The sequence below is a fragment of the Acinetobacter sp. ANC 4805 genome, from assembly GCF_022549495.1.
Classification (GTDB): domain Bacteria; phylum Pseudomonadota; class Gammaproteobacteria; order Pseudomonadales; family Moraxellaceae; genus Acinetobacter.
Window position 1 is genome coordinate 340,163 of the sequence record NZ_JAKZGD010000002.1, and the last position, 23,986, is coordinate 364,148.

Consider the following 23,986-nt stretch of genomic DNA (forward strand, 5'->3'; position numbering starts at 1 on the left):
TGTAAAGATGAGCCTGTAAATTATTTTGTGTAATTCCCTTTTAAACGAATGCTCCAACCATCTAGGGCTGGAGCATTCGTTTTATGCTATCTAGTTTAAATGTGTATTACAGAATCCAGCCCAATCTTCCATAAGTTCCTTACGTTTTTCAAGATACGCTCCACGTAAATAAGCAGCTTCAACTTCATCAGGTAGCTTATGTGCTAATACATGCTCACAGACTTCACGTGGGTAGTCCGTTTTGTCGGCTGGCCAATCGCGGAATGTGGAACGGAAACTATGGATTATAATTACCCAGTTTTGTTTAGGGGTAATATAGCCTAAGCCATTTTGTTTATGCATGCATTTGATAAATGTAATCAGATACATATCCGAAAGGAAATATTGGTAACTGTTAGTTAAGGTTTGAGCTAGCATAAATTACTTATAATCTCCAGTCAGCCAATATACTAACTCAATACGCATTTATATTCTCTTCATTTTTCCAACTGTCAACTATGTCAGCCCAGTCTTGCATCATTTTCCGTCTTTGTTTTAGATGTTTAGAATGATCATAAGAGGCTTTAGTTTTATTGGATTCGGCATGTGCTAATTGTTTCTCTATCCATGCTTCCTCATAATCCTTTTCATACAGTAAGGTTGAGGCTGTGGCTCTAAAATCATGAGTAGTTACATCTTTAAGACCGATATATTCCAGCATGCTATTTAACGTTGATGGTGAAAGCATACCGCTACTATTTTTGCTGAAAATAGCAGGGAATACCAGAATGCTATCACCTGATATTTCGTGCTGCTGTCGTAAAATCTTATATGCTTGATCTGAAATTGGTAGTACATGGATTCTAGCCTTCTTCATCACTTCTATTGGAAATGTTATTAATTTTGATTCAAAGTCTACCCATGACCATTGCATCTTCCTAATTTCTACAGCGCGCAGCATTGTATATAAGAGAATAAAGCCTGCATTTTTCACAGTTTGCGTGCCATTGTATTTAGGTAGACTTGTTCTGGCTTTATATCGCTCTTCTTTCGTTAATGCTCTTGCATGATTGACACGAGGACGTTTAATTACATCACGTACTGCATAAGTAGGATCATTCTCAGCACGAAGCGTTGCTATAGCATATCGAATAACACTACCAACAAATCTTCTGTTCTCAAGTGCGGCAGAAGCACCAGTAAATCTTCCATTTGATTCTTTTAATACTCGATCTAGAGTATTATCAAGTATTTTAAGCACATCTGCTGCTGTTACCTCGTTTATATTCTTCTTCCCAATCACAGGTGAAATATCTTTTTCTAAAGCAATATCAAACTTCTCTTGATATGTTTCAGACTTTGAATACATTCGTTTCAGTTTAAATTCAGCAGCAATTGAATCGAAAGTATTGGTTGTTTCGGCTAATGCTTTGGCTTTGATATTTTTTCGATCTTCAACAGGGTGTATGCCTTTTGCTAGCTTTGCTCTCATTTGTTCTTTTAAAGAACGAGCCTCTGCTAGACTAATAGAAGGGTATTCCCCTAAGCTCATTGATGATTCTTTGCCCTGAAAAACAAATTTGAATCGCCATACCTTAGTACCAGTCGGTCTAATCTCTATATATAGTCGATCAGAGTCTAGTAGCCTATATAATTTATCTTTTGGTTTCAGACTCTTAATTTTGACATCAGAAAGTTTTGTAGTAGCCATTGAGAGTATTTGGAACGAAATGTTACCCGTATTATTACCCGTTTTTATAAGGAATTAAAAGACACTAAAAAGAACTAATAAGAATAGTATTTATTTTATTTCAACTACTTATGATTTTAAAAAGAACTGTAAGGGATTATAAAAAACATTAACCATTATTATTTTTTACTACTGTTGCTTGCGCCATAATTCAAACTTCCACAATTACATCTATTGTGCCGTAAAATGCAATCTTTTTCCATCGTTTAGCAATTTCGCGTTTAGAGCTAAATTTGTTAAAATATGTACCTTATCTCATTAACTAGAGTACAACGCATGTCTAAAACACGTGTGATTTATCCGGGGACTTTCGATCCAATTACCAACGGACACGTTGATTTGGTTGCAAGAGCATCAAAAATGTTTGATGAAGTGGTTGTTGCAATTGCAATTGGTCATCATAAAAATCCAGTGTTTAGTTTAGAAGAGCGTGTAGAATTAGCAAAAGCTTCATTAAGCCATTTGTCTAATGTAGAATTTGTTGGTTTTGATGGTTTATTGGTCAATTTCTTCCGTGAACAGCGTGCAACTGCGGTACTGCGTGGTTTAAGAGCGATTTCAGATTTTGAATATGAATTTCAATTGGCGAATATGAACCGTCAACTTGATCCTCATTTTGAATCAGTATTTTTAACTCCATCTGAGCAATATTCATTTATTTCATCGACATTGGTAAGAGAAATTGCTCGATTAAAAGGTGATGTGAATAAGTTTGTGCCTGCTATTGTGGTTGAGGCATTTGAACGTAAGCATCAACAAGGTTGGTAGATGTCCTTATATATTACAGATGAATGCATTAATTGTGATGTCTGTGAGCCTGTATGCCCCAATGAAGCAATTTATATGGGTGAGCTGATTTATGAGATTGATCCTGCGCTCTGCACAGAGTGTATAGGACATCATGATCAGCCTCAGTGCCAGCTATTTTGCCCAGTTGATTGTATTCCGCTTGATCCTCAGCATGTCGAATCACATGATGAGTTGATGGAGAAATATAAAAAATTGACTGCGCAAAAAAATGCGAGCAATTAATTTCGAACTTTGATAAGATGCGCCACGAAGTGGGCTGGACGGTCGCCGCTGTGGAAGTCTCCGTGACTGAAGCAGGGGAGGAAAGTCCGGGCTTCATAGGGCAGGGTGCCAGGTAACGCCTGGGCGGTGTAAACCGACGGCAAGTGCAGCAGAGAGTAGACCGCCTGTTCCTCTCCCTAACCCTCTCAGAGGGCGAGGGAATATGAGGTATAGGTAAGGGTGAAAGGGTGCGGTAAGAGCGCACCGCGTGTCTGGTAACAGTTCACGGCAAGGTAAACCCCACCAGAAGCAAGACCAAATAGGAATCCTGAGGCACGGCCCGTGCTGGATTCGGGTAGGTCGCTTGAGCGTATGAGTGATTGTACGCCTAGAGGAATGATCGTCCTCGACAGAACCCGGCTTATAGGCCCACTTCTCAAATTTTTTAAAATTGTGCTTGACGTGTGTATTGAAAGTTAAGATAATGCGCCCACAGTTTTCGGCTATGTAGCTCAGTTGGTTAGAGCACCGCACTCATAATGCGGGGGTCACAAGTTCAAGTCTCGTCATAGCCACCATTTTATAGACCACGCTCCTGCGTGGTCTTTTTTTTATTTGGATATTAAAATTAATTTTTTAATCATCGAATGCTAGACGTGTTGAAAAACGATCAAATAGAAATTGAAAGCACAAAAACTGTTCATATGTTGCGTATTTTCAATATCATAGACTTGACCTATTGTATAGAACACTAGATAATGCGCACACAGTTTACGGCTATGTAGCTCAGTTGGTTAGAGCACCGCACTCATAATGCGGGGGTCACAAGTTCAAGTCTCGTCATAGCCACCATTTTATAAACCACGCTCCTGCGTGGTTTTTTTTATCTATTCTTTTCTTTATAAGAACATTCAACTGGTTAGAAAATAATAGAAATCTTCAATTTTTTTATTCTAAATAGATTCAATGTTTGCATGTATTTACGAGAAAAATCTATTTTTTTTCTGAGGAATTTTTGGGGCGTAATTCAAAAAGGAAATGAAAAGTAGCTAAGGAGATATATTGATTCTGTCTCAATATATCTCAGAATAAATTGTAATGATTAGAGGTGCTTTTCGATGGTGGCTAACGTTTGCTGGCTTTCATAGAAAGGTTTTACAATCATGGTGATAATCGGTTCTAATACACCATGTTCATCTAAAGCGACAACAACTTTAGGATAGAAACGTACAGCTTCATTTTGAAGATCAGATTCTTCAATACCAATCGCAGCAAACACATCTTCTAAGCTTTCATCTTCATAAAAGTCATAAAAGACCTTTACGCCGTATAAGATCAGATCTTGAATAAAGGAAGACTGACGCAGTTCTTTCCAATACTCATAAATCATCACAAAGAACTCTTCAACATCGAGTGGTGTCACTTGCTTGGTATATTCAGATAAAGGTTTAGCTTTGTTGTCTTCCCAAAGATTACGCGCTAGGCTTTCTAGATCATCATTTGAAAGTAAGCTTAAATCAACAAGTTGCTCTTGAATGAAGCGAGCAATACTTTCTTCAATTTTCTGTTCAATACGCTGTTGCTGACGATGTGAAAAGGTTTTTAGTTTCTGCTGCCACTGATATTTACTATCAGAGGCTTGTTCTTCATCAGATTGTGAAAATAATTTGGGTAGTTTATTTTGCAGCGCTGTCGTTGCAATATATTGGCACAACTGTTGAATAGAAGGGCTTTCTTTTAAAAAATGGTTTAAATAATGTCGAATATTTTCTAATTCGAGAAATTTGGATAACCACATTTCAAATTGATGATCTGAAAAAACGTCTTCTAATTGCGCTGAGGATTGTAAAGAAAAAACATGCAGCCGTTGTGCAATTTCACCAATGAATTCAAGTAACCCCGCACCAAGTTGCATTTCAAACGCATAACGTTTTACAACAGCTTGAATTTGTTCGAGTTCAATCACTTCCTTTAGCTTGATCTCAGGCGCATGTTGTAGAAATAATTGAATAAATTGCTGAAAGAATTCAGCAGAAAGTTGTGTTGTAAGCTGATTTTTATAAAATGCCACTTGCTCAAGCATAAGTGCTTGAGCAAGTAATTGTGACTTTTCAGAAACAATTTTTTCAGTCATTCGCTGTCCATCCATTGACGATAGGGTAGCGTCGTTCACGACTGAATGCACGTGAGCTAATACGTGGTCCAATCGCACCCTGACGACGCTTGTATTCATTGCGATCGACTAAGCGAATTACTTTTTCGACCACTTCAGCTTCATAGCCTTTTGCAATAATATCTGCTTGGCTAAGATCTTCTTCGATATAAGCGTATAGAATTGCATCAAGTATGTCATATGCTGGTAAAGAGTCTTGATCTGTTTGATCAGGACGCAATTCAGCTGAAGGTGGGCGAGTAATCACACGCTCAGGAATCACAGGTATTTCACTTAGCGTATTACGATATTTTGCCAATTCAAAGACGATGGTTTTATAGACGTCTTTTAATACAGAGAAGCCACCGACCATATCACCATAGAGTGTGCAATAACCGACTGAAATTTCAGACTTGTTACCTGTTGAAAGTACAAGATTCCCAAATTTATTAGACAAGCCCATGAGTAAAGTACCACGGGTACGCGCCTGTAAATTTTCTTCAGTTGCGTCAGCAGGTGTATTTCCAAAGAATGGGAATAGGGTTTGCATGAAGCTATTTACGATTGGATGAATTTCAGCAATACCAAAAGTTACGCCCATGCGACGTGCTTGCTCTGTGGCATCTTCTACACTCATTTGAGAGGTATAGGTATAAGGCATCATCACTGCCTGTACTTTCTCTGCACCAATTGCATCAACAGCAATTGCAAGTGTTAATGCCGAATCAATACCACCTGATAAGCCCAAGATCACACCAGGAAAACCTGAACGTTGCACGTAGTCACGTGTCGCCATGACCAATGCTTGATAGATTTCGGCAAAAGTCTCTACAGCTGGAATTGCATCTGCAGTTTTGAATTGTTTTTGCTCTGCATCATATTCAGTCACATAAACAGATTCTTGAAAACTTGGTGCTTGTAATGCGAGTTGACCATTTTTGTTGGTTACAAAACTTGAACCATCAAAAATAAGATCGTCTTGTCCGCCGACTTGGTTGACATAAACAATATTCAAACTTAGTTGTTTTGCAAGTTCACCTAATGTCTGAATGCGATGCTGAGGTTTGCCCACTTCATACGGAGATGCATTTAGAACGAGAACAGTTTCAACATTCAGTTGGCTCAGTTGTTTGACGGTATTGAGTGACCAGACATCTTCACAAATCAGCACACCAAACTTATGACCTAGATATTCAAAAACTAAATGTTGATGACCATCTTGGAAATAACGTTTTTCATCAAACACGCCATAATTAGGTAAGTTTTGTTTGTTATAAACACCTAAAACCTGACCATCTTTAATTACTGCTGCTGAGTTGTAGCGATGACCATCTTCTGTTTGGTGAACAAAACCAAACACCATAACGATATCTTTCACTTCACTTAATTGAGCAAACGCTTTTTGAGTACGTTTTTGTAAATTTGGGCGAAGTAATAAGTCTTCAGCAGGATAACCTAGCGTGGAGAGTTCAGGGAAGATGATCAGATCAGCCTGTTGTTGTTTCGCTAAATTTGCTTGCTCAACCATCTTTTGAGTGTTTGCGTCAACATTGCCAATATGCGGAGAAAATTGAGCAAGGGCAATTTTAAAATTTTTCATTCAAACCTAATCCTAAGTCTTAACAAGTGCTGATATACAAGATTTTGATTTATATAAGTATAGTTTTAAAAACGATTGTATATCATGGTGCTAAACATTCTGTATCTTAAAGAAAAATGACAAGTTTACTAATATATACTAAATGTGCATTTTTCTGCGTAAAAATAACAAGTTTTTCTGTATAAAATACGAAGATCTGTTGATAAATTTTAGCTTTTCTAGTTGTTTGTGTTGTTACGGTACTTGATTTAAAAAAATTTTTAACATAACAGAATAAATTTTTTTCATCTTATTTTTTCATAATTAAATGACGTACTTATTACGATAAAGACATGTTGCTGGAAAGTATAAAAAATAAAAAAAGACCAAAATTTAATTGATTTATGATTTTCATATAATTTTATTTTGTTTTAATTCAATATTTTAAATTCATTGATTGCTTTTTATACCATTTGTCGGGAAAGTTTTTCTACCACTTGAGTGTACGCATGTACACTGCTATTATCCTAATCAATGTGAACATTTGTACACTGTAATTTAAATCAGGTATGTGAGAAACATACAAAACGAGGTAGTAGATATGTCAGTTTTATTATTTCCTGTAGTTGCATTTGGTTTGGCTGTTGTCGTTGGTCGTATTGGTACGGTGATGTTCCAAGAGCAAGACAAACAATCTTAATTACAAGCAAACACTTATTGTTATTCGTGGGGTAGAGATTATGTCAGTTTTATTATTTCCTGTAGTTGCATTTGGTTTAGCTGTGGTTGTGGGGCGTATTGGTACAGTAATGTTCCAAGAGCAAGACAAATAAGTTTGAAACTTGGTCAGTCAATTAAAACTTTTTTATATTAAAGAGGTAAAAATGATGGTGATTTCAACGATTTTATTTCCTGTGATTGCATTTGGATTAGCAATTGGTGTGGGGCGTATTGGTACAATTATTATGGATGATATACGCAAAGATATGGATTTTACTGCTGGTGTGGACGCTCATGAACTCAAATCTGAGGTACGCAAAAGTTCTGTTGCATAAAACAGATTGCGATTTTTTAACTTAAAAGCCCTGTTATTTATATCACAGGGCTTTTTTATGGGCTCAGAATAATATTTGAAATCTTCTTTAGAAAAATATCTCGTGCAATGTCACCTTGCTGTTCAATATTGTAATTCCTAAAAGCTTTGCCTTGTATAAATGTATATTTATACGGGTTATATTTTTTAAAACTGAGATAATAGCCTACTTGTAAAAACATCCCTTTTAGAATGACATGTGTTCCTTGTTGGAATTGTAAAATGTGGGCTAATTTACCTACAAGTTTATTGTTGATGGACATTATAAATTAAGAGGTTACAAGCATTAAGTTCAAAAAATGTGTCCATTTTTAAAATTATTTGGATGTACAAAATTAGATATTTCAGTCCATTTTTGGCACTGTTCTTTTTGATTAAAAAATATACTATCAAGTTGTGGTTTGTATATTTCTACACAAATGAACAATAAGTATTATGAGTATAAGAACAATGATTTTTCTATAACTCGGACACTTTGACTTGTTAAAAAGATATCTTAGTGAATCATACCGATTTTATCGGAGACAGGTTATTTAAGTTAGGCTGCCAAATCTAACACATCTACTTTGGTATAGTACATTGCTTCAAACTGAAATGGCGAAACATACCCAATCGCACTATGCAATCGTGTCTTGTTAATCCAATCTACCTAGTTCAAAGTTGCAAGTTCAACGTCAGAGCTAAACCTGCTCAATCAGATTCCAGATATTCAACTACCTCCATTTGGTCCATTCACCGTTTCAACTGAAGTAAGCGTAATACTCGTTCTTTGATTTCAGGGGGAGTTGAATTTTGTGATTAAAGTATTCTCTCAAGAAAATAGCTCTCCGACAATCTCAGTATGATTCAAACTTGTTTTTAAAACTACTGCAAACTAAACTTTATATGCTTATAATTTATAACAACAATCATACTTCAAATAAGACGGTAACTCATGATAAGAATTCTTCATTTTTCGGATCTTCATCTTCACACTAACTATGATCAAGAAAAAGTCTTAGAAAGTTTCTTAAAAGACATACAATCTAATGGTACTTTCGATCTAGTTGTTTGTTCTGGAGATATAGCAGCTCGCGGGAACTTCCAAAAAGATAATATTTTAGCTTTTTTTTCAAAAATTAAAGAAATAGTTGGAAAAAAAATTCCTATAGTCACATGTCCTGGTAATCACGACATAAATCTAAAAAAAAGAAAATCTATATATGATGTGATGTACAACAATGTCACTTCATATACTAAAGCCAATACTTTTTTTAATGACCTCCATAATGAACCTGATTCGAACATACTAGGACACCTAAAAGACTATAATGAAATTGCATCTGAAATTACTTTAGAGAATTTAGAAAACAAGATATTTTTCACCAAGGAAGTTGATATTTGCCAGAAAAAAGTTGGAATTGCGTCTTTAAACAGTGCTTGGTTTACTAAAGGTGGGGGTAGAAATGATTATGGCAATTTATATATCGCACAGCATCAAGTTGAGCGAGCAGCTGATGAAATACGTGATTGTGAACTTAAAATTGCCGTTTTACATCACCCACTAGATTGGATATCACCTGATGAAAAAACTTATATACAAAATACTTTGACAAATAATTTTGATTTACTACTTTGCGGACATATGCACAACAATAGTGCTTCGACTATTGCTTCAAATTTGGGAAGCTTATTTGTAAGTAATACTGGATGTATTTATGAAAATAGGCAATACTTTAATGGATATTCAATAATAGAAATCCAAGAAGGCAGTATCCGAACTATTGCTAGAGAATATTATGATCAAAGAAATACGTTCGATAAGTCTATAAGGTTTAGCTCTGACTCTACTACACTCTTTAGTTTTGAAAAAAAAAAGGAAATTAGTTTGATTAGTGGCGAAATAATTCGGCATATTAATCTAACAACTAACCAAAAGTTATTATCAACAAATTCAGGTGTTGCCCCACAGGAATTATCTACAATTTTTGTGGAACCACCTTTATCACATACAAGTGAAAAAGAGTACTATGCATTAGCTGGAAACTCTGAAAAATCTAAACTCACGACTTTAGATGAATTATATAAAAGTGATGGGAATATCATTTTTTTTGGGAAAAGAGAATCTGGAAAAAGTACTTTATTAAACTTTATTATAACAAATGAGTTCCAAAAAATATATCCTCAGGCTCAGTTAGGAATCGTAATTGATTTAGAAAAGGCAAGAATTAATGACAAGAATATAACTCGTTCAAGTATTTTGACAGCAGCAATAAATTTTTTAGATGGTATTTTAAATAAGAGGGAATTAATAGAATTATTAACCTCGGGTTCCATGTTGGTTGCTTTCGACAATCTGAGTCTTAAAAATAAAAATGATGAACGGACGATAAATTCATTCATCACAGAGTTTAGCTCTTCGAAATATATTGCTTCTGCGACTGAACCAGAAATGCAACTTAGTGAGTTTACCTATAATAAAGATTTTTTTAAGAATCAAATACACATTCACTCTTTCAAGAAATATCATACAGAGAAGCTAATTCAAAACTGGTTTATTGATGACTTAGAAGCAAGCCAAAATAATATAAAACTTGTCAATAAACTTATAGATCAACTAAATGTTCCATCAACGCCATTCCTAATATCTATGTTATTATGGGTTGTTGAAAAAAATAAAAATAACTCACATCTCTTCAATGAAGCTTCTGTTGTTCAAGTACTAATTGAGGGTTTATTAAATAAATTTGGTGAGGAAAAGAAAAGAGAGGATTTTGACTCAACAAATATTAGCCACTTTCTAAAACAATTTTCATATTATCTAGATAGTAGAAAATTAACCAATATTTCAATAGCAGATTTTGATAAGTTCAAGATACAGTATTTTGCTGATCTAGGTCTTCACTCTAAAGAAAACTTAAGAACAGAATTAATTGAAAAAGGGTTATTATATGGTGATTCAAATTTGATTGGATTTAAATTTGATTGCTTTCGATCTTTCTTTTTAGCTGAACATTTTAATAATAATGAAGATTTTTGGCTTAATATTATTAATAACAATCAAATACAAGACTATTCTATTGAGTTTGAATACTATTCTGGAATATATAGAGATAAAGAAAGATTACTTGTTGAATTTCATAATGCAATCAAAAAAATATTTAGTACGGTAAATTTTAATGCGAATGAACTCTCTTTAGAAAATGAAACAGGTATATTGCTATCAGAATCTATATTTGGTGATATCTCCTTAAAAATTGACTCTCATAATGAGCACCAAAATGAAGAAATAATTTTAGATACTCCTAACAGAGCATCTATTGATCATTCAGTTAGTCGAGAAAAAATTAAAACACCTAATGATTCAGAGCATTTTAATGCATTAGTAGCTTTAAAAACCTTTGCAGCCATATTGCGAAATAGCGAATTAGTTCCAAAAAAATTAAAAGAAGATAGTTTGGAAGACTTATTCACATACTGGGATCAAGTCTTTAGTTTCCTCCTATCAATAGTAAAGAATGATTTTGATGTAATAAAACCTGATGATATAAACCCAGAAGAAGAACAAGATATTAAGCAGTTTTTTACACTTGTGATTACTTTTGTTTATTCCTATGTGATTGTTGAAAAATCATCATCACCTAAAATGAAAGTTTTTTTTGAGAAATATTTTGAATCAAAAAATAGTGGGCATAGAGCATTAGCTATCCTATGTTATATTGATATTGATATTAAAAAATCAATAGAAGTCACAAAAAAATCCCTTCCATTTTTTAATAAAAAATCATTTTATTTGCAAGCTATTTATATATTTTATTTACACAAATTTTTTGAAAATAGTAAATCAAAGGAAATTACAAATGCGATAAAATTAATATTAGCTGAAATATCTTTTACAATGAGTGGTGAAAACAATTTTCAAAAAACAGGCATAATGAATCAGACAATATCTCGTCTTGAGGATCAAAAAAATAAGATAAAACATCAAGAAAAAATGGATATTAATTGATTTTATTGCAATTAAATCATAAGGATTTAGGTTTATAGTTTGGAAACCTAAATCCTAAATTTTTTTGTAATCTAATATATCATTTCGTTAAATTATACTTGATATGTATCATCCTCTTTCAAAATTATTTTAGACTTTACCCTTAAAGCCTCAGCATAAGATAATTGATGGCCTGCTATTACCCACACAATAACATTTTAGGGTCTTTAAAACCCGCTAGATTTACAATTGTTTGTTCTAAGTTTTCTTTTCGCTTTTGATTCAATAATTTTGATTTTTCAATGCAAGATAATCAATTTGTTTAGATCAGTAATTTTGTTTCACATATTACATTTATCGGTAGTCCACTAATTTCACTTAAAAATTTGCTACTAAAAAATATTACTGCTCAATCTCTACTTTCAACTTAGATTATTTATGGAAGGATTACCAAAAGGGATGGGGATAGGCTTAGCATTAATAATCATGTCTTTAGTGATATTTTCAATCCGTTTCTTAATTCCAAAGATAGCTATTTTAATATCATTATCTAAGTATAAAACCTTTGGAAATTCAGAACATTGCCCAATAAATATCTGTTTTTCTTCTGACCATTCAACACAGTAATGATAAATTTTTAGATACTGATCTCTTATAAGCAAGGCACGACACAATTCCGATGCTTGCTTAGCATCAGCCCTCAAGCTATTGATCTCTTGGTGAGTGAGATAGTATTCGTCTTGTATAGCCATAGATCCTTAAACCAATAAACAATTAATTAATAAATTTTTTTTAAATAAAAGAAAGAAATGTACAGAAAATTAGAAACACATGACTTAAAAACACGAAAGCTCGAACATGAATGTCGAGCCTCGGAATTGGGGTAGTTTTATAAAAATTACTCCCTAGAAGTATACTAGGTATTTTTTGATGAATAGTCAAGTTTAAAGCCTAAGATTCTATTTGTAATATATCTTTGAATAGTATTTAACACGTTGATTCCACTCAGATTTAGTTGCATAAATATGATTTAACGATTTGCTATGAATAATCATACTTTTACAATCTTTAATATGAATACTTGGCCACTTTAAGACTAAGAGGTTAGTTTTTCCTCATAAGTGTTTTTTAAATCTGCTAAGGCATTAATTAGTGCGTTTATTTTTGAAATATTATTTTTGATGATCTCATGTTCTTGATCTTGGCTAGATTGATCACTATAAAATTTATTGAACAAATTTTCATAAGCATCAAATCCCTCAATTTTCCCGATAAGTTCAGCAATTTCTTGATTATCAGTTTCATTAAGTTCATAACCTTTAAGTATGCAATTCCTTATCAATAGCCTTGATGCTTTATCAAGTTTAAGAGCATAGTTGTACCAATATTTAGGACTAGTCTGATCTGTAGTTTGTTCTGCATTTCTAAAATTACTTAGTCCTTTGTAGAACACATCATCATTATCTAAATTTAATTTCTGTAAAGTTGAAATTAAAGATTCTATATTTTTGAAACCACTCTGGGAATGGGACTGCTGATAGCGAAATTCCCATAACTTAAAAATAGTATCTTTAATCTCTAAAGCCGCTATACGCTTTTTTTCAGGAGAAGCCGATAAATTATATTGTTCAAATAATTCTGCTAGATAGTGCAGTAGCCATTGAGATAGTATATCGTTTTTATTTTCTAGCTTAAATTCTTGTACTAGCCTTTTCCCTAGTTCGATAAGATTTTCAGTAGACATACATATCTCCATTTTTTTTCATTAAATAAACTCGTTTACTACTAGGTAAATACTCATCAAGCCCTTCTGAATTTTGTTTATATTCATAACTGCCGTATTTGTGTCTGCGATTGATATCTACAGAAATAATCATGTCCATATTTATTTTATTAAGCATGTCGAGAATGAAAATTTTATTCACTTTTAGCTTATAACCATTTGAATACTCATAATCTTCATTTTTATATTCACCCCAAATAGAAAGATTTATAACCCTTTCATTTTTGTAAAACCAATTTTTCTTTAATGAATCAGATGATAGATTCATTAAAGAAATAGTCTCTCTTGATGGTTGGGTAATCTCATATCTTAATGCAGCTCCCCATAAATCATCATCAAAATTTGATAAATCAATTTCCTGTTCAATAATCCATCCTTTTAATTTGAAATTATCTTCATCAATTTCAAACTGTTCGTTATTAGCATTAGGTAAATGATAAGAGTAGCTTGACTCGACACTTTGTAGACTTCTCCAAAGAGCATTAGAAGTGTCTGGACTCACCAAACTTGAACGGATACGAATGTCTTTCGCTTGATTATAGTTATTTACTTCTGACCATCCCCCCCATAAACAAAGTTCTAAATCGCTATGATAAATCGAATCATCATAATCAACAGAAGAACAACTATAAGACCAGTTTAAAGAATTTTTTCTATCTTCTTTAGGCCATTCTGTCGTTATTCGAGGACATGGATCTCTAAAATCACTTAGCCAATAAGGTTCTATAGAGGATAAATCATATCGTCTAATCCAGTCATCAAAATCTCTCCATGAATATTCACTTTCAAGTAATGGTATTGTTTGCAATAGCTTATCTGCTGTAATCATCATTGCGTGGTAAGACAGATAGAAATCTAAATCTTCAACTTTAGGACTTGAACCATGGCTATGTCTTACTTGTTGCCAGTCATAAATTTCCATTTTATGACGTGCATCATTGGCTTTACGCTTATCCGTAAATCCAATTTCATTCTTTAATATTTGAGTTGTTTCAAAGTATATGTGTGTAGGGTGTAACCCAAACATTGAGCCTAATGGATCAAGCCAGTAAGGACCGAAATCAATACCAAATGAATCAATTTCATCTTGATTCATATCTGAATATTTGGAAAGATCTATAGCTTCCTGTTCTACTTTATTAAAATTAGATTTACCGATTTCCAGATAGGCTTTAATTTCTTCTTCATTTAGGGTTATAAGCTTTAATCTAAATAGATTTAGAAGAATTTTTGAAGCAAGTTGTCGAATCATCAAATGCGGTCGATTTGGATCTACTAACTGCTTAAATGTTTCAACATATTCAGCCAAAAAGTTATTTGGGCTATATGATACTTTCAATAAAGCATTAAGTAACCATTGAATAGCCGAGTATTGATAAAATTCAAATTTTTGATCATAAAAACTTCGATAATTTTCATCACTAATAAAATTAATTAAATAAGAAAATAGTTCTCTTTGCTCAAAATCACAAAGTAACTTAACAGTATGCGCAGCTTGCCATTTAACAGTATTGAAAGGAGATGCTAGGCTAGACCAAATATAACCTGATATAGATTCTATTGTATTCTCTGGTGGTGCTAATTCCTCATGCCATTGCCCATCTGCGATATCCGATCCCAAATCACTTTCCAGTAAGCCTAGACCATACTCTAAAACCTCACAGGATTGATTTGGTGTAATCATAGGTGTAAGTAAATGAGCTATCCTAAATAAACTTTCACTTTCTAAAGTAATAGAACTTTCACTCATACCTTCTAAGAGAGATTGAATATAATCAGTTTTAGGTTTCCCTGTTAACACACTTAAAATATGTAATTTCAGATTACTTCCATAAGTATCTATATAAAAATCAGCATGATGTATTTTCAGGAATTGTTTTATTCTCGAATCTAAAACGTCTAAAAATGACATTCTCCGTTTAAATCGAAGTGGGATAGCTATTAAAAGATCATCTAAGTCACGAATTCTATTTCTAGGATTATCGAACCACCAATTGATCAATAATATTGCTTGTGACGGACTTATTTTTTGAAAAAGCTGTACATAAAAGGCTTTTTTAATCCAATGCTTATTTTTCAATTCCTGAAAACCAATAAATGCTGCAACAAAATCAACACTTCGATTTGAGTCAGTATAATTTTCAAAAAATACATCCCAATCAAACTTTTCTTGATCGAAGGTTGAAGAGTGAGATGCTTCTTCTACTTGAACATAAACCTCTGAATTACTGAGTGAGAGGAAAAAATCTTGGACAGTTTGATCTGTTATATTAAATGCCTCGACCAAATCTCTAAGGCGACTAATATTTTTTTCGGAAGGATTAGGTACAACAATATAGAGATAGAAACTTTGTAAAACCTTTCTTTTTAGTTCATCACTTAAAGCTAATGATTTAATAGAGCTTAATAGATTATCTAAGTCATATGTAGCTCCCATCGCTTTGAAAGCGAATGGTATCAATGGTGATAAAAATTGTTCTTTAAGTAACTTATCCACCAGATTGCCCAATATTCTATCTTCGTCTCCAAATCTACGATCACGCCAACGACTAGCAATAGCAAATGCGGAATTAGGATCTAAATCATAAATTGCATCAACTATATAATCCCATGGAAAATGTTTATCTCTATGTACATATTTATATGTCAATTCAGCACATTGACTAAAACGATAGCATAGCTGTGGTTTTCTATTATTTTGCTCCTGCCCAGCTTTTACACCATAGCAAAGTAATGCATTCCATCGTTGTAGATTTTCTTCACCTAGTTTACTACTTACTTCAATGGCTTTATTTAATATCGTAGTAGCTTCTATTTGATCTAAAGGGAAAATTGATTGGGCAATAGACATATAATCACTCACCAATGTTTCTGCACGATCATCACTATTCTCAAGAGCTTTTAAGTTTTTGTATATATTTTCATAACAATAATCTTCTAATTCAAATTGTTTTTGCAAAGCTAAAATAAGAGTGAAATGATTACGTGTATTAAGATAAATTTTTTCTTTGAAATGACTTTCTATCTCTGGATAAGTTTCTTGGCTAAGATGATTATTTAAAATTAAAATATCAAACCATATTTTTGCAATTTCATTTTCTAGATGATTGCCATATTTCCGATAAGAATATCCTTGAGCTTTCTGGGAATCTGATTTCGCTTGTTCAATTAGTAGATCGAGTTCCTTAATGCAAATCTTCTCTGTGATTGACCGAGCATATAATTTGTACCATGGCAGAACTGCTGCAACATCTCGTTTTAGCGTGGTTATTTCTTCTGATGAGCTATACGTGTCCTTTATAAACTCATCTTTTAATCTCTCTGGTACTAAATCAAGTAGTTCTAATGTCTTATTATTCCATGCTTTATGTAAAGCGTAAGCCTTCATGTAGTTGACTCTATCCGAGTTTCCAAAACGATCTGTAATCTCATATGGTATTTGAGAAGGCAAATATTTTGATAAAATTTGATACGCCTCAGTAGCTGAACAAAGTTGTTGCTTAAAAGCTACTTCTAAAAAACAAAGAATGGGAGTTATCCCAATATCAAGTTTTACTTTGTCGTAACTCAGTAGTTTTAAAATTCGTGAAAAATTTTCAGAATAGATAATACAGTGATTTAATTTAAGTATCTCTATAATACCTAAAGTTAAAAATATATTATTTCCTGATTTATCTAAAATTTCTTGTATAACATCCATTTTATTAATTTTAATTAAATCTTGAACAGCTAGCTTAGTGACTTCATAACTTACAAATTTTTTCCAATGTCTTCTAAGCCAATCCAAAGCATCATCAGTACTTTTAATATTTAAAAGAGTTATAAAAATATCACTAATTTCTTTGAATTCGATTTTTTCATGGCGTCTATTTTTTTTTGGAAGCTTAAACAAACTTCTTAGCCACTCATTAGCAATACGCAGTTTACTACGTGATTCCCCATGGAACTCCTCTCGATATGATAGAAGTTTAGCCTCAGCAATATATTTCGAGCCATGCCATGAACCACCTTTAAATACTTTTTCAGAGATTAAATCTAAAATTTGATGATCACTAAAGGTTGTACCAACTAGGTCTATATTCTCTTCAAGTAATTGGTACTGCCTAGCTTCTGCGGCAACTTCTCCACCAGCTTTTAATGACAACCTAGCAACCTCTGTATATTTACCAAGTTTGAGTCCGGCTTTTATTGCAAATTGCAGACGCTGTAATTCAACCTTTCTTCTTTCTAGTGTGGAATTCGTTGGTAACATTTCAGAATTTAAAGATAACTCAACTAACTCCTCAAAATTACCTGCATCCATCAAGATTTGGGGTAGTACAGAAGCGGCATATACAGAATTTACAGCGAGAGGTTTAAGCTTCTGAATAAAATCATTGAGCAAGCTAGTATCTTTTGGCTTATAAATTTCACGGAACCAAGACTCTGTTGGCTCATCAACAAATTGAATATTATTGTCGCTAAGACGAATTGGATGACCACCTATATCAGAAATAATACTTCTTATTTGATCAGCCCTGATATTAGTTAAATCAGATAAAATTTGCAGTGGAATTAATGGACGTAAAATAGCAATTGAAGTCAGCAGTAAATCAATTTCTTCTGATTCGGAGTAGTTTTGTTCTTTGAAAGTGGAAATTGCCTTATCTAACAAATCTTTAATAGTATCTTCTACGCTTTTGGGAGTTCCACCAAAAAATGAAAGAATCTCATGCAAAGTTAAATTTTGTTCTAAAGCAATACTTTGGACTCGTGGATTACCACTGGTAAGTCGATGAAATTCTAATACGTCTTGTGTCGAAACATCAGGATAGTAGTTTAATAGATGTTGTTTTGTTTCATTTTCACTAAAGCGTTCTAAATCAAGAAGTTCAATATCTTGTTTAGGCATTAGAAGTTCAACTCTATAAGGTCTCGCTAAAGCAATTATTTTAATATTATCAGGTAAATTTTCTTGTAAAAGATCAGTTATGAAAGAACGACCATAATTAAATTCATCTGCTGCCATTTGTGAGTTATCAGCAGCATCAATAACTATAAATAGCTGCTTACTCTTATTAGAGAACCTTTCAGAAACTTGCTTTAATCTAAACAAAAATGCCTTTATATACTCGCTAGGACCGGCACTGGCTGTTGGTATTAGTGGATGACATAAGCCTAATCCAGCTAATTCGTTTGCAATTTGAACTAACGCTATTTTATGTGTATGTCTTGCTGATGATGATTGTCTGTAGTCACCATTACCAAAGCAGTCATAGACAATCGTCAATGATCCAGAAGGTATATAGTTGTGTAATTGTGTACTTAATATTGATTTACCTACACCACCTTCAGCCTGAATAATAAATTTTTGACTATGTGATTCATTAATAATATTAATTAGTGTTCTTACGATAGGTCTATCAACAATATTTTCTAACTGTTTTATTAAGTTTTTTACTGGAAACAGATCATCTGGGTTTGTTTTAAGTGCACGGAGTACTTCATATCGTGTAATTTCTGGTGTATTTTGGTTTTCGCTAAGTGCTTTACGAGTTATTAATTCCTTTAACTCATTTGGAGCATTAACATCATCCCCTGGTAGATAGTGAGCAACGTCTTGAGCAAGAATCTCACGTTGAGCTATATAGTTAGGCTCTTGTGATGGGAATTTTACAAGCCTAATAAAGTCCTCTAAATCATTACCTTTTAACGTAGTAAATTTTTCTAATTTTTGCAGATCAGCCGGTTTAGTAACTTTACCCGTTTCCTTTAGCTCATTAATAGATTTATAGAAATCATCATTGATCGCTCTATTTGAAACGAAATGAAATTCTACTTTTTTTAACACCTCATCCTTAGATTCTTTATCTATCAAGCTACGATATCTTTTCGAAAAACCTTCGATGGTATTGCGTAATTTACTAGGCTCAAATGGGGTTTGTGTATGTAATGTGGAATGTTTAAGTTGGGTGTATATGATTTTAGAGGCATCAGAAAAATGATTACTAGTATAGTATTCCCCCACATCTACGATTTCTTCGCCTTCTTCTACCTCCTCATTAAATTCAGTTTTACTAGGACCTTCAATAGTCAAGGTATGTAATCCAGATAGGGGATTTAGAAGTAGAAGAGCTTTTCTTGCAGCCCATAAATAATGAAACTGATCGCCATCTCTACTTGCTCTAACTAAATCTGCATTACCCATAAATATACCTGTTTAAAAAATCTTAAAATATTTTTAATTTAAAACTATTAATAACAATTTCATCGAGCTGTGAAATAACCAATTAATAGGTCATCTACCACGGATACTAGTTGGTCTATAAAACTCCACTTCAAACTAGAATCCATATCTGGTGAATTTTTCTTTTAATCACTTAGATGAATCTCAAATTTCTTTGAGGTCTATTGTGTTTGATTTAAAAAAGTAAAGCTATAGATTTTAATGGTATACGTCAATTTGTGACGCAATTCTTAATTTTCTACCTATATACTTGTTAAATTTTTTGTTTAGATAAAAGATCTTTTCATGCACAGGATGTTAGATATGGAGTGGGTTAAATTAATAGTAGGGGCTTTATTAGGACTTGGCTTTTTTGGAACAGTTATTAAATGGTTTTTTTCACCAAGATTTCGTCTTGAACTAAAAAAGAAAAATTTTAAAGAAGATAAGATAGAGTTGGATAATTACTTAGAAGCATGTAAGAAATTTAACCAAAATAAAAATTCATTACAACCTATACAATTCCAATATGCGACTAATAATTTTTTAGGGACTAATAGATATCACTATAGTTTGTTCAATAAAAGAATTAATAATTTATGGAATTTCAGCAAGATTTTTTCAGATTTAAATCATGGTTATTTCTTCCTAAAACAAGGCATAGAAAATAATCAAGCATATTTAGAATATATCTTTAAAGAAAAAACAATTAATAATATCAAGTCAATAGCAATAATAATACTTATTTGTGCTGCATTAGTGTATCTAGGTTTAGTAATATTTGAAGTATTTTTCCTAGAAGAACTTACTTCAAGTAAAATAATAGATAAGGATACATATTCATTTTGAATAGCCACTAATATCCTAGACACACGCCAGCTTCATTTCATGAAACGTCTCAAAGTCCTTCGGTGACTGTTGGTTGTTAGCACCATGGCGACGCTTCACGTTGTAGAACATCTCAATATACTCAAATATATCTGATCTAGCTTCAGCACGTGTTGAATATATCTTCCGTTTAACTCTTTCTCGTTTCAGTAGCTGGAAAAAGCTCTCAGCTACTGCATTGTCGTGACAGTTGCCACGACGGCTCATACTGCTTTCCAAACCATGTTGCTTTAGAAGGTCCTGCCATTCATAACTGGTATATTGACTACCTTGGTCTGAGTGTACCAATACTTTATTTGTTGGTGATCTGCGCCAAATTGCCATGAGTAAGGCATCTAAAACTAACGCTGTAGTCATCATTGGTTTCATCGACCAACCGACAACTAATCGTGAAAATAGATCAATAACGACAGCCAAGAACAACCATCCCTCATGCGTGCGGATGTAGGTAAAATCAGTCACCCAAGCTTGATTTGGTTCAGTTGGATTAAACTGCCGATCCAAAGTATTGGATTGGACAATAGGTTGAAAGCCCTTGGAATATCTTGGTTTACGATAGCCTCGCTGGGATTTCAAACCCTCACGTTGCATCAAGCGATGAACCCGATTAATACCACATGACTCACCAACGTCACGCAGGTCACAGAAAATCTTGCGGTAGCCATAAACACCGCCTGATTCCAACCAGAACTGTTTAATCAGCCCTGATAACTGTTCACTACGTTTAGCTGTAGCACTCAAAGGTTGTTTTAACCAGGCATAAAAGCCGCTGCGATGAACTTCCAATGCAGAACACATTCGTCGAACAGACCAAAACTGCTGGTTGTCCTTGATAAATGCGTACCTCATTTGGACTGGCTTGCGAAGTACGCCGCGGCCTTTTTTAAGATATCCCGCTCTTCGGTGACTCGTTGTAGTTCATTCTTTAGTCGAGCAAGCTCTTTGGCTTGATCAATCTGGGCTGATGCAGCTTGACTGGATTTAGGATCGTATTTCTTAATCCAAGCGTAGAGACTGTGAGTTGTCGTCCCAAGGCGATCTGCAACCTCGGCAATGCTGTAACCTTTCTCTGTTACTTGCCGAACAGCTTCAATCTTGAACTCGTCGGTATATCGTTTTCCACTCATAAAACACCTTGTTAATTAGCTATATTATCTAACTTAACGATGTCTACAAAATTAGTGGCTATTCATTTTATAAAATTCTTTTCTGTATAGTGTATGTCGCTCTGATCATAGGGGCATCATACTTTGGTGGTAAAGCAAGTACGGCTTTATATCTGAAAGATATTTTTGATATTAGGGAAAAGAGTGATCAGAATTAAATTTCTAAAGTCGACAAAAAATTTAATTAAACTCCTCAATAAACTTTAAAACTTCTAATTTCTGTAACTCTGATAGCAAATGCAATTTTAATATAATTTCAGCCATCAAGCTATCTTCAGTATAAAAATACGAAACAGGTACTTCTAAAACATCAGCAATTTTTGTTGCCATAAGAAAATCTGGTAAATGTTTTCCTGTTTCATATTGATTCATCCTCGCACTCGCAGAGGATTCATCTATGCCTGCCAAGATTCCTAATCTCTCTTGAGAAAGCTTTTTTTCTGTTCGGGCAGTTCTTAAGCGCAGAGAAAAAATATTTGAAGTATTTCGTACCATTAGCTTAGTAATAGATCATAAAGCTAAGATTTTCTTAGTTTTGAGTTGATTTTTTACTAAGGATTTCTTAGTATTTCAAAACTAAGGAATCCTTAGCCTTGATCAATTAGATACGTTAGAGATTCATAACCATTTCCTTCGTTTTTTATCAATGCTCAAATTTTGCAAAAAGAAGTTCTAGCACTTATATGTATTGGAAAACTGTTCAAAGTAAGTGAAACTTAAAGAGAGGATAAATGAATACAATTAAATTAATTACTGGGCTTTCGCTCATAACAAGTATGATTGGTTGTGCAACCGCTAATCATATAAAAATGTCTGATGTCTCAAATTTTAAAAGTCCTAATGACGTCATTGCTGCAAAACAATTGAATGGGAAAAGTGGCTCAGGAAAAGAGTACATGGTTTCCTCTGAGTTACTTGACCATAAAATTCCATTCACTTATTTAAAAACATTTTGTGAATCACAAAACGGGCATTTTGTTCAAACATATCAATCTAAATTTTCTAGGTTAACAACACCTATTCAGGGTTATACAGATATTGCACTAAAATATATTGGAGGGTTTACTTGCTCAGCTTCACAACCTTGGGGTGTACGAATTGAACCTATTGCAAATAGATACAATCAAATATACCAGCTCACTTTTCTTACATTAAAAACTGAATTAGCTACTCCTACAGATCTTTTAAATGCGTCAAATGTTTACTATAGACTTGATCTCAAAAAACAACGAGAGATTGATGCTCAGATACAACAACGTAATCAAGAGGTTAGAAATCAACAACAGAAATATCAACAAATGGTTGCTGCTAATGCGCCTAAAGTAAATGATATTGGTCGTACAATCTGTAAAGATACCTCAGTTTCTGAATATACAGGTTTAGTAGTACTTGGGCAGCCTCAATTTCAAACTGTAGATGGTGCGAAAGTGATTGCAAGTCTGGAAGCTATTAGCAACAACAACCTTAAAATCACCATCAAAGGTTGGCTAAGTAGTAATAATAGTATCGCTTCAGGAGTTAATGTGATGTACAAGCAAACACCACTTGAGTCAGGACGAGTAATTTGGGATAGCAAAGAAAATTGGTATACATGTTTGTATTAGAAACAGACGTTATTCAATCATTTGCATTCAAGAGATTTAAGTATATAAATCAAATTAATATATCTATTTTAGGATGCATACATGCTATATGTTTACCCTTCATTCAATTTCAGGGGGAATTTGCATACAGGGTTAGCTATCCTAGCTATGTTTTTGGGAGTTTTATCATGTTAAAGTCAGTTAACTTACCGTTGTATAATGATTTTTTGAAAATCTTTGTAGAGTGTGAAATAGTTAATTGGCAAGCAAAACATTTTTGGGAGAAAATTAAATTCAATCAAAATTACAGGACTAATGAAGATAAACGTTTAATGTATGTTGGACTAAAAATTCTACTTAAATGTGAGTATCTTGAAGTCGATGTTAATAAATCCTCAAAAAGAGCTTTTAGCTATAATGAGACTCCTCGCTTAAATGAACTCAGAGATAGATATAAAAAGAAAAAACTTGAACCGATATTCTCTATAAAAAGAGCTAAATTCCTAAATGAAATTGATGATAAAGAAAATAATATTAAATTTATTGAGTCACTGATTTTAGATGATAAAACATTGGAAAAATATTTTATTAATTATAGAGAGAAATTAAAAAATGATATTAGGAATATTAACTCAAATATTAAATTAATGGATGAAATATTAAATAAATAAGATGCCATTGAAAGATTAAATAAAATAAATAAGATCGATAGAAAATATTTTTTTGTTGGAGAAATTTTATTTGCTTTTAGAAGGATTTCGCCTCCATTTAACCTAGCAGGTATAATAGAAAATGCATAGGTGGGCTAGTTTTGAGAAAATATAGCTTAA

General features: G+C 33.2%; 15 protein-coding genes, 2 tRNA genes, 1 other RNA gene and 3 pseudogenes. 10 read left to right on the plus strand and 11 right to left on the minus strand.

Features of this window, described 5'->3' with window-relative positions:
• Positions 1 to 90 precede the first annotated feature (90 nt).
• Positions 91 to 378 (minus strand): annotated as a pseudogene (locus MMP60_RS04235) (integrase); the annotation flags it as partial.
• 76 nt (positions 379 to 454) lie between these two features.
• On the minus strand, positions 455 to 1,690 hold the full coding sequence (locus tag MMP60_RS04240) for an integrase arm-type DNA-binding domain-containing protein (RefSeq protein WP_241335111.1): 1,236 nt from the start codon (positions 1,688 to 1,690) through the stop codon (positions 455 to 457).
• A gap of 315 nt (positions 1,691 to 2,005) precedes the next feature.
• Between MMP60_RS04240 and coaD the strand changes: the two genes are divergently transcribed.
• The 5 genes from coaD (at position 2,006) to MMP60_RS04265 (ending at position 3,592) form a co-directional block, all read left to right on the plus strand.
• On the plus strand, positions 2,006 to 2,497 hold the full coding sequence (gene coaD, locus MMP60_RS04245; RefSeq protein WP_018680022.1) for a pantetheine-phosphate adenylyltransferase: 492 nt from the start codon (positions 2,006 to 2,008) through the stop codon (positions 2,495 to 2,497).
• Positions 2,498 to 2,761 carry a YfhL family 4Fe-4S dicluster ferredoxin gene (locus MMP60_RS04250; RefSeq protein ID WP_241335112.1) on the plus strand — a complete coding sequence of 88 codons (264 nt, stop codon included), beginning with the start codon at positions 2,498 to 2,500 and terminating at the stop codon, positions 2,759 to 2,761.
• Between the two features lie 26 nt (positions 2,762 to 2,787).
• An RNA gene (gene rnpB, locus MMP60_RS04255) (RNase P RNA component class A) lies at positions 2,788 to 3,180 on the plus strand.
• A gap of 61 nt (positions 3,181 to 3,241) precedes the next feature.
• Positions 3,242 to 3,318 (plus strand) — tRNA-Met (locus MMP60_RS04260).
• Positions 3,319 to 3,515: 197 nt separating this feature from the next.
• Positions 3,516 to 3,592 (plus strand) — tRNA-Met (locus MMP60_RS04265).
• 250 nt (positions 3,593 to 3,842) lie between these two features.
• On the opposite strand, the gene MMP60_RS04270 is transcribed toward MMP60_RS04265, so the two are convergent.
• Together MMP60_RS04270 and MMP60_RS04275 are read right to left on the minus strand one after the other, a co-directional pair.
• Positions 3,843 to 4,874, minus strand: a complete 1,032-nt coding sequence (locus MMP60_RS04270) for a hypothetical protein (RefSeq protein WP_241335113.1) — start codon at positions 4,872 to 4,874, stop codon at positions 3,843 to 3,845.
• The gene (locus MMP60_RS04275) at positions 4,867 to 6,492 is read right to left on the minus strand and encodes an NAD+ synthase (RefSeq protein WP_241335114.1); all 1,626 of its coding nucleotides are present in this window, start codon (positions 6,490 to 6,492) and stop codon (positions 4,867 to 4,869) included. The genes MMP60_RS04270 and MMP60_RS04275 overlap by 8 nt, the downstream gene beginning before the upstream one ends.
• 863 nt (positions 6,493 to 7,355) lie before the next feature.
• Between MMP60_RS04275 and MMP60_RS04280 the strand changes: the two genes are divergently transcribed.
• Complete coding sequence (locus MMP60_RS04280) at positions 7,356 to 7,526, plus strand: hypothetical protein (protein WP_241335178.1); 171 nt, start codon at positions 7,356 to 7,358, stop codon at positions 7,524 to 7,526.
• 55 nt (positions 7,527 to 7,581) lie between these two features.
• Here the strand turns inward: MMP60_RS04280 and MMP60_RS04285 are convergent.
• Positions 7,582 to 7,806: pseudogene (locus MMP60_RS04285) on the minus strand (hypothetical protein); the annotation flags it as partial.
• Between the two features lie 296 nt (positions 7,807 to 8,102).
• Positions 8,103 to 8,306 (minus strand): annotated as a pseudogene (locus MMP60_RS04290) (IS3 family transposase); the annotation flags it as partial.
• 192 nt (positions 8,307 to 8,498) lie between these two features.
• Between MMP60_RS04290 and MMP60_RS04295 the strand changes: the two are divergent.
• A complete protein-coding gene (locus MMP60_RS04295; protein WP_241335115.1) occupies positions 8,499 to 11,552 on the plus strand; it encodes a metallophosphoesterase in 3,054 nt (1,017 codons plus the stop codon).
• Positions 11,553 to 11,953: 401 nt separating this feature from the next.
• Here MMP60_RS04295 and MMP60_RS04300 read toward each other — a convergent pair whose 3' ends face one another.
• The 3 genes from MMP60_RS04300 to MMP60_RS04310 all read right to left on the minus strand — a co-directional run bounded on the left by MMP60_RS04300 (position 11,954) and on the right by MMP60_RS04310 (position 19,501).
• Complete coding sequence (locus MMP60_RS04300) at positions 11,954 to 12,283, minus strand: hypothetical protein (RefSeq protein ID WP_241335116.1); 330 nt, start codon at positions 12,281 to 12,283, stop codon at positions 11,954 to 11,956.
• Between the two features lie 344 nt (positions 12,284 to 12,627).
• The gene (locus MMP60_RS04305; RefSeq protein WP_241335117.1) at positions 12,628 to 13,275 is read right to left on the minus strand and encodes a hypothetical protein; all 648 of its coding nucleotides are present in this window, start codon (positions 13,273 to 13,275) and stop codon (positions 12,628 to 12,630) included.
• Positions 13,265 to 19,501: a hypothetical protein gene (locus MMP60_RS04310; RefSeq protein ID WP_241335118.1), complete on the minus strand. Its 6,237-nt coding sequence runs from the start codon at positions 19,499 to 19,501 to the stop codon at positions 13,265 to 13,267. The genes MMP60_RS04305 and MMP60_RS04310 overlap by 11 nt, the downstream gene beginning before the upstream one ends.
• A gap of 342 nt (positions 19,502 to 19,843) precedes the next feature.
• Here MMP60_RS04310 and MMP60_RS04315 point away from each other — a divergent pair, with 342 nt between their 5' ends.
• The gene (locus tag MMP60_RS04315) at positions 19,844 to 20,368 is read left to right on the plus strand and encodes a hypothetical protein (RefSeq protein WP_241335119.1); all 525 of its coding nucleotides are present in this window, start codon (positions 19,844 to 19,846) and stop codon (positions 20,366 to 20,368) included.
• A gap of 15 nt (positions 20,369 to 20,383) precedes the next feature.
• Here MMP60_RS04315 and MMP60_RS04320 read toward each other — a convergent pair.
• Positions 20,384 to 21,534 (minus strand): IS3 family transposase gene (locus MMP60_RS04320; RefSeq protein WP_241335120.1). Its coding sequence is split into 2 segments (ribosomal slippage): positions 20,384 to 21,285 and positions 21,285 to 21,534, totalling 1,152 coding nucleotides; the frame shifts between segments, so codons are not numbered across the junction.
• Positions 21,535 to 21,753: 219 nt separating this feature from the next.
• Positions 21,754 to 22,068 carry a helix-turn-helix transcriptional regulator gene (locus tag MMP60_RS04325; protein WP_241335121.1) on the minus strand — a complete coding sequence of 105 codons (315 nt, stop codon included), beginning with the start codon at positions 22,066 to 22,068 and terminating at the stop codon, positions 21,754 to 21,756.
• A gap of 236 nt (positions 22,069 to 22,304) precedes the next feature.
• Between MMP60_RS04325 and MMP60_RS04330 the strand changes: the two genes are divergently transcribed.
• Positions 22,305 to 23,177, plus strand: a complete 873-nt coding sequence (locus tag MMP60_RS04330) for a hypothetical protein (protein ID WP_241335122.1) — start codon at positions 22,305 to 22,307, stop codon at positions 23,175 to 23,177.
• Positions 23,178 to 23,344: 167 nt separating this feature from the next.
• Positions 23,345 to 23,827: a hypothetical protein gene (locus tag MMP60_RS04335; protein WP_241335123.1), complete on the plus strand. Its 483-nt coding sequence runs from the start codon at positions 23,345 to 23,347 to the stop codon at positions 23,825 to 23,827.
• Positions 23,828 to 23,986: the final 159 nt, after the last annotated feature.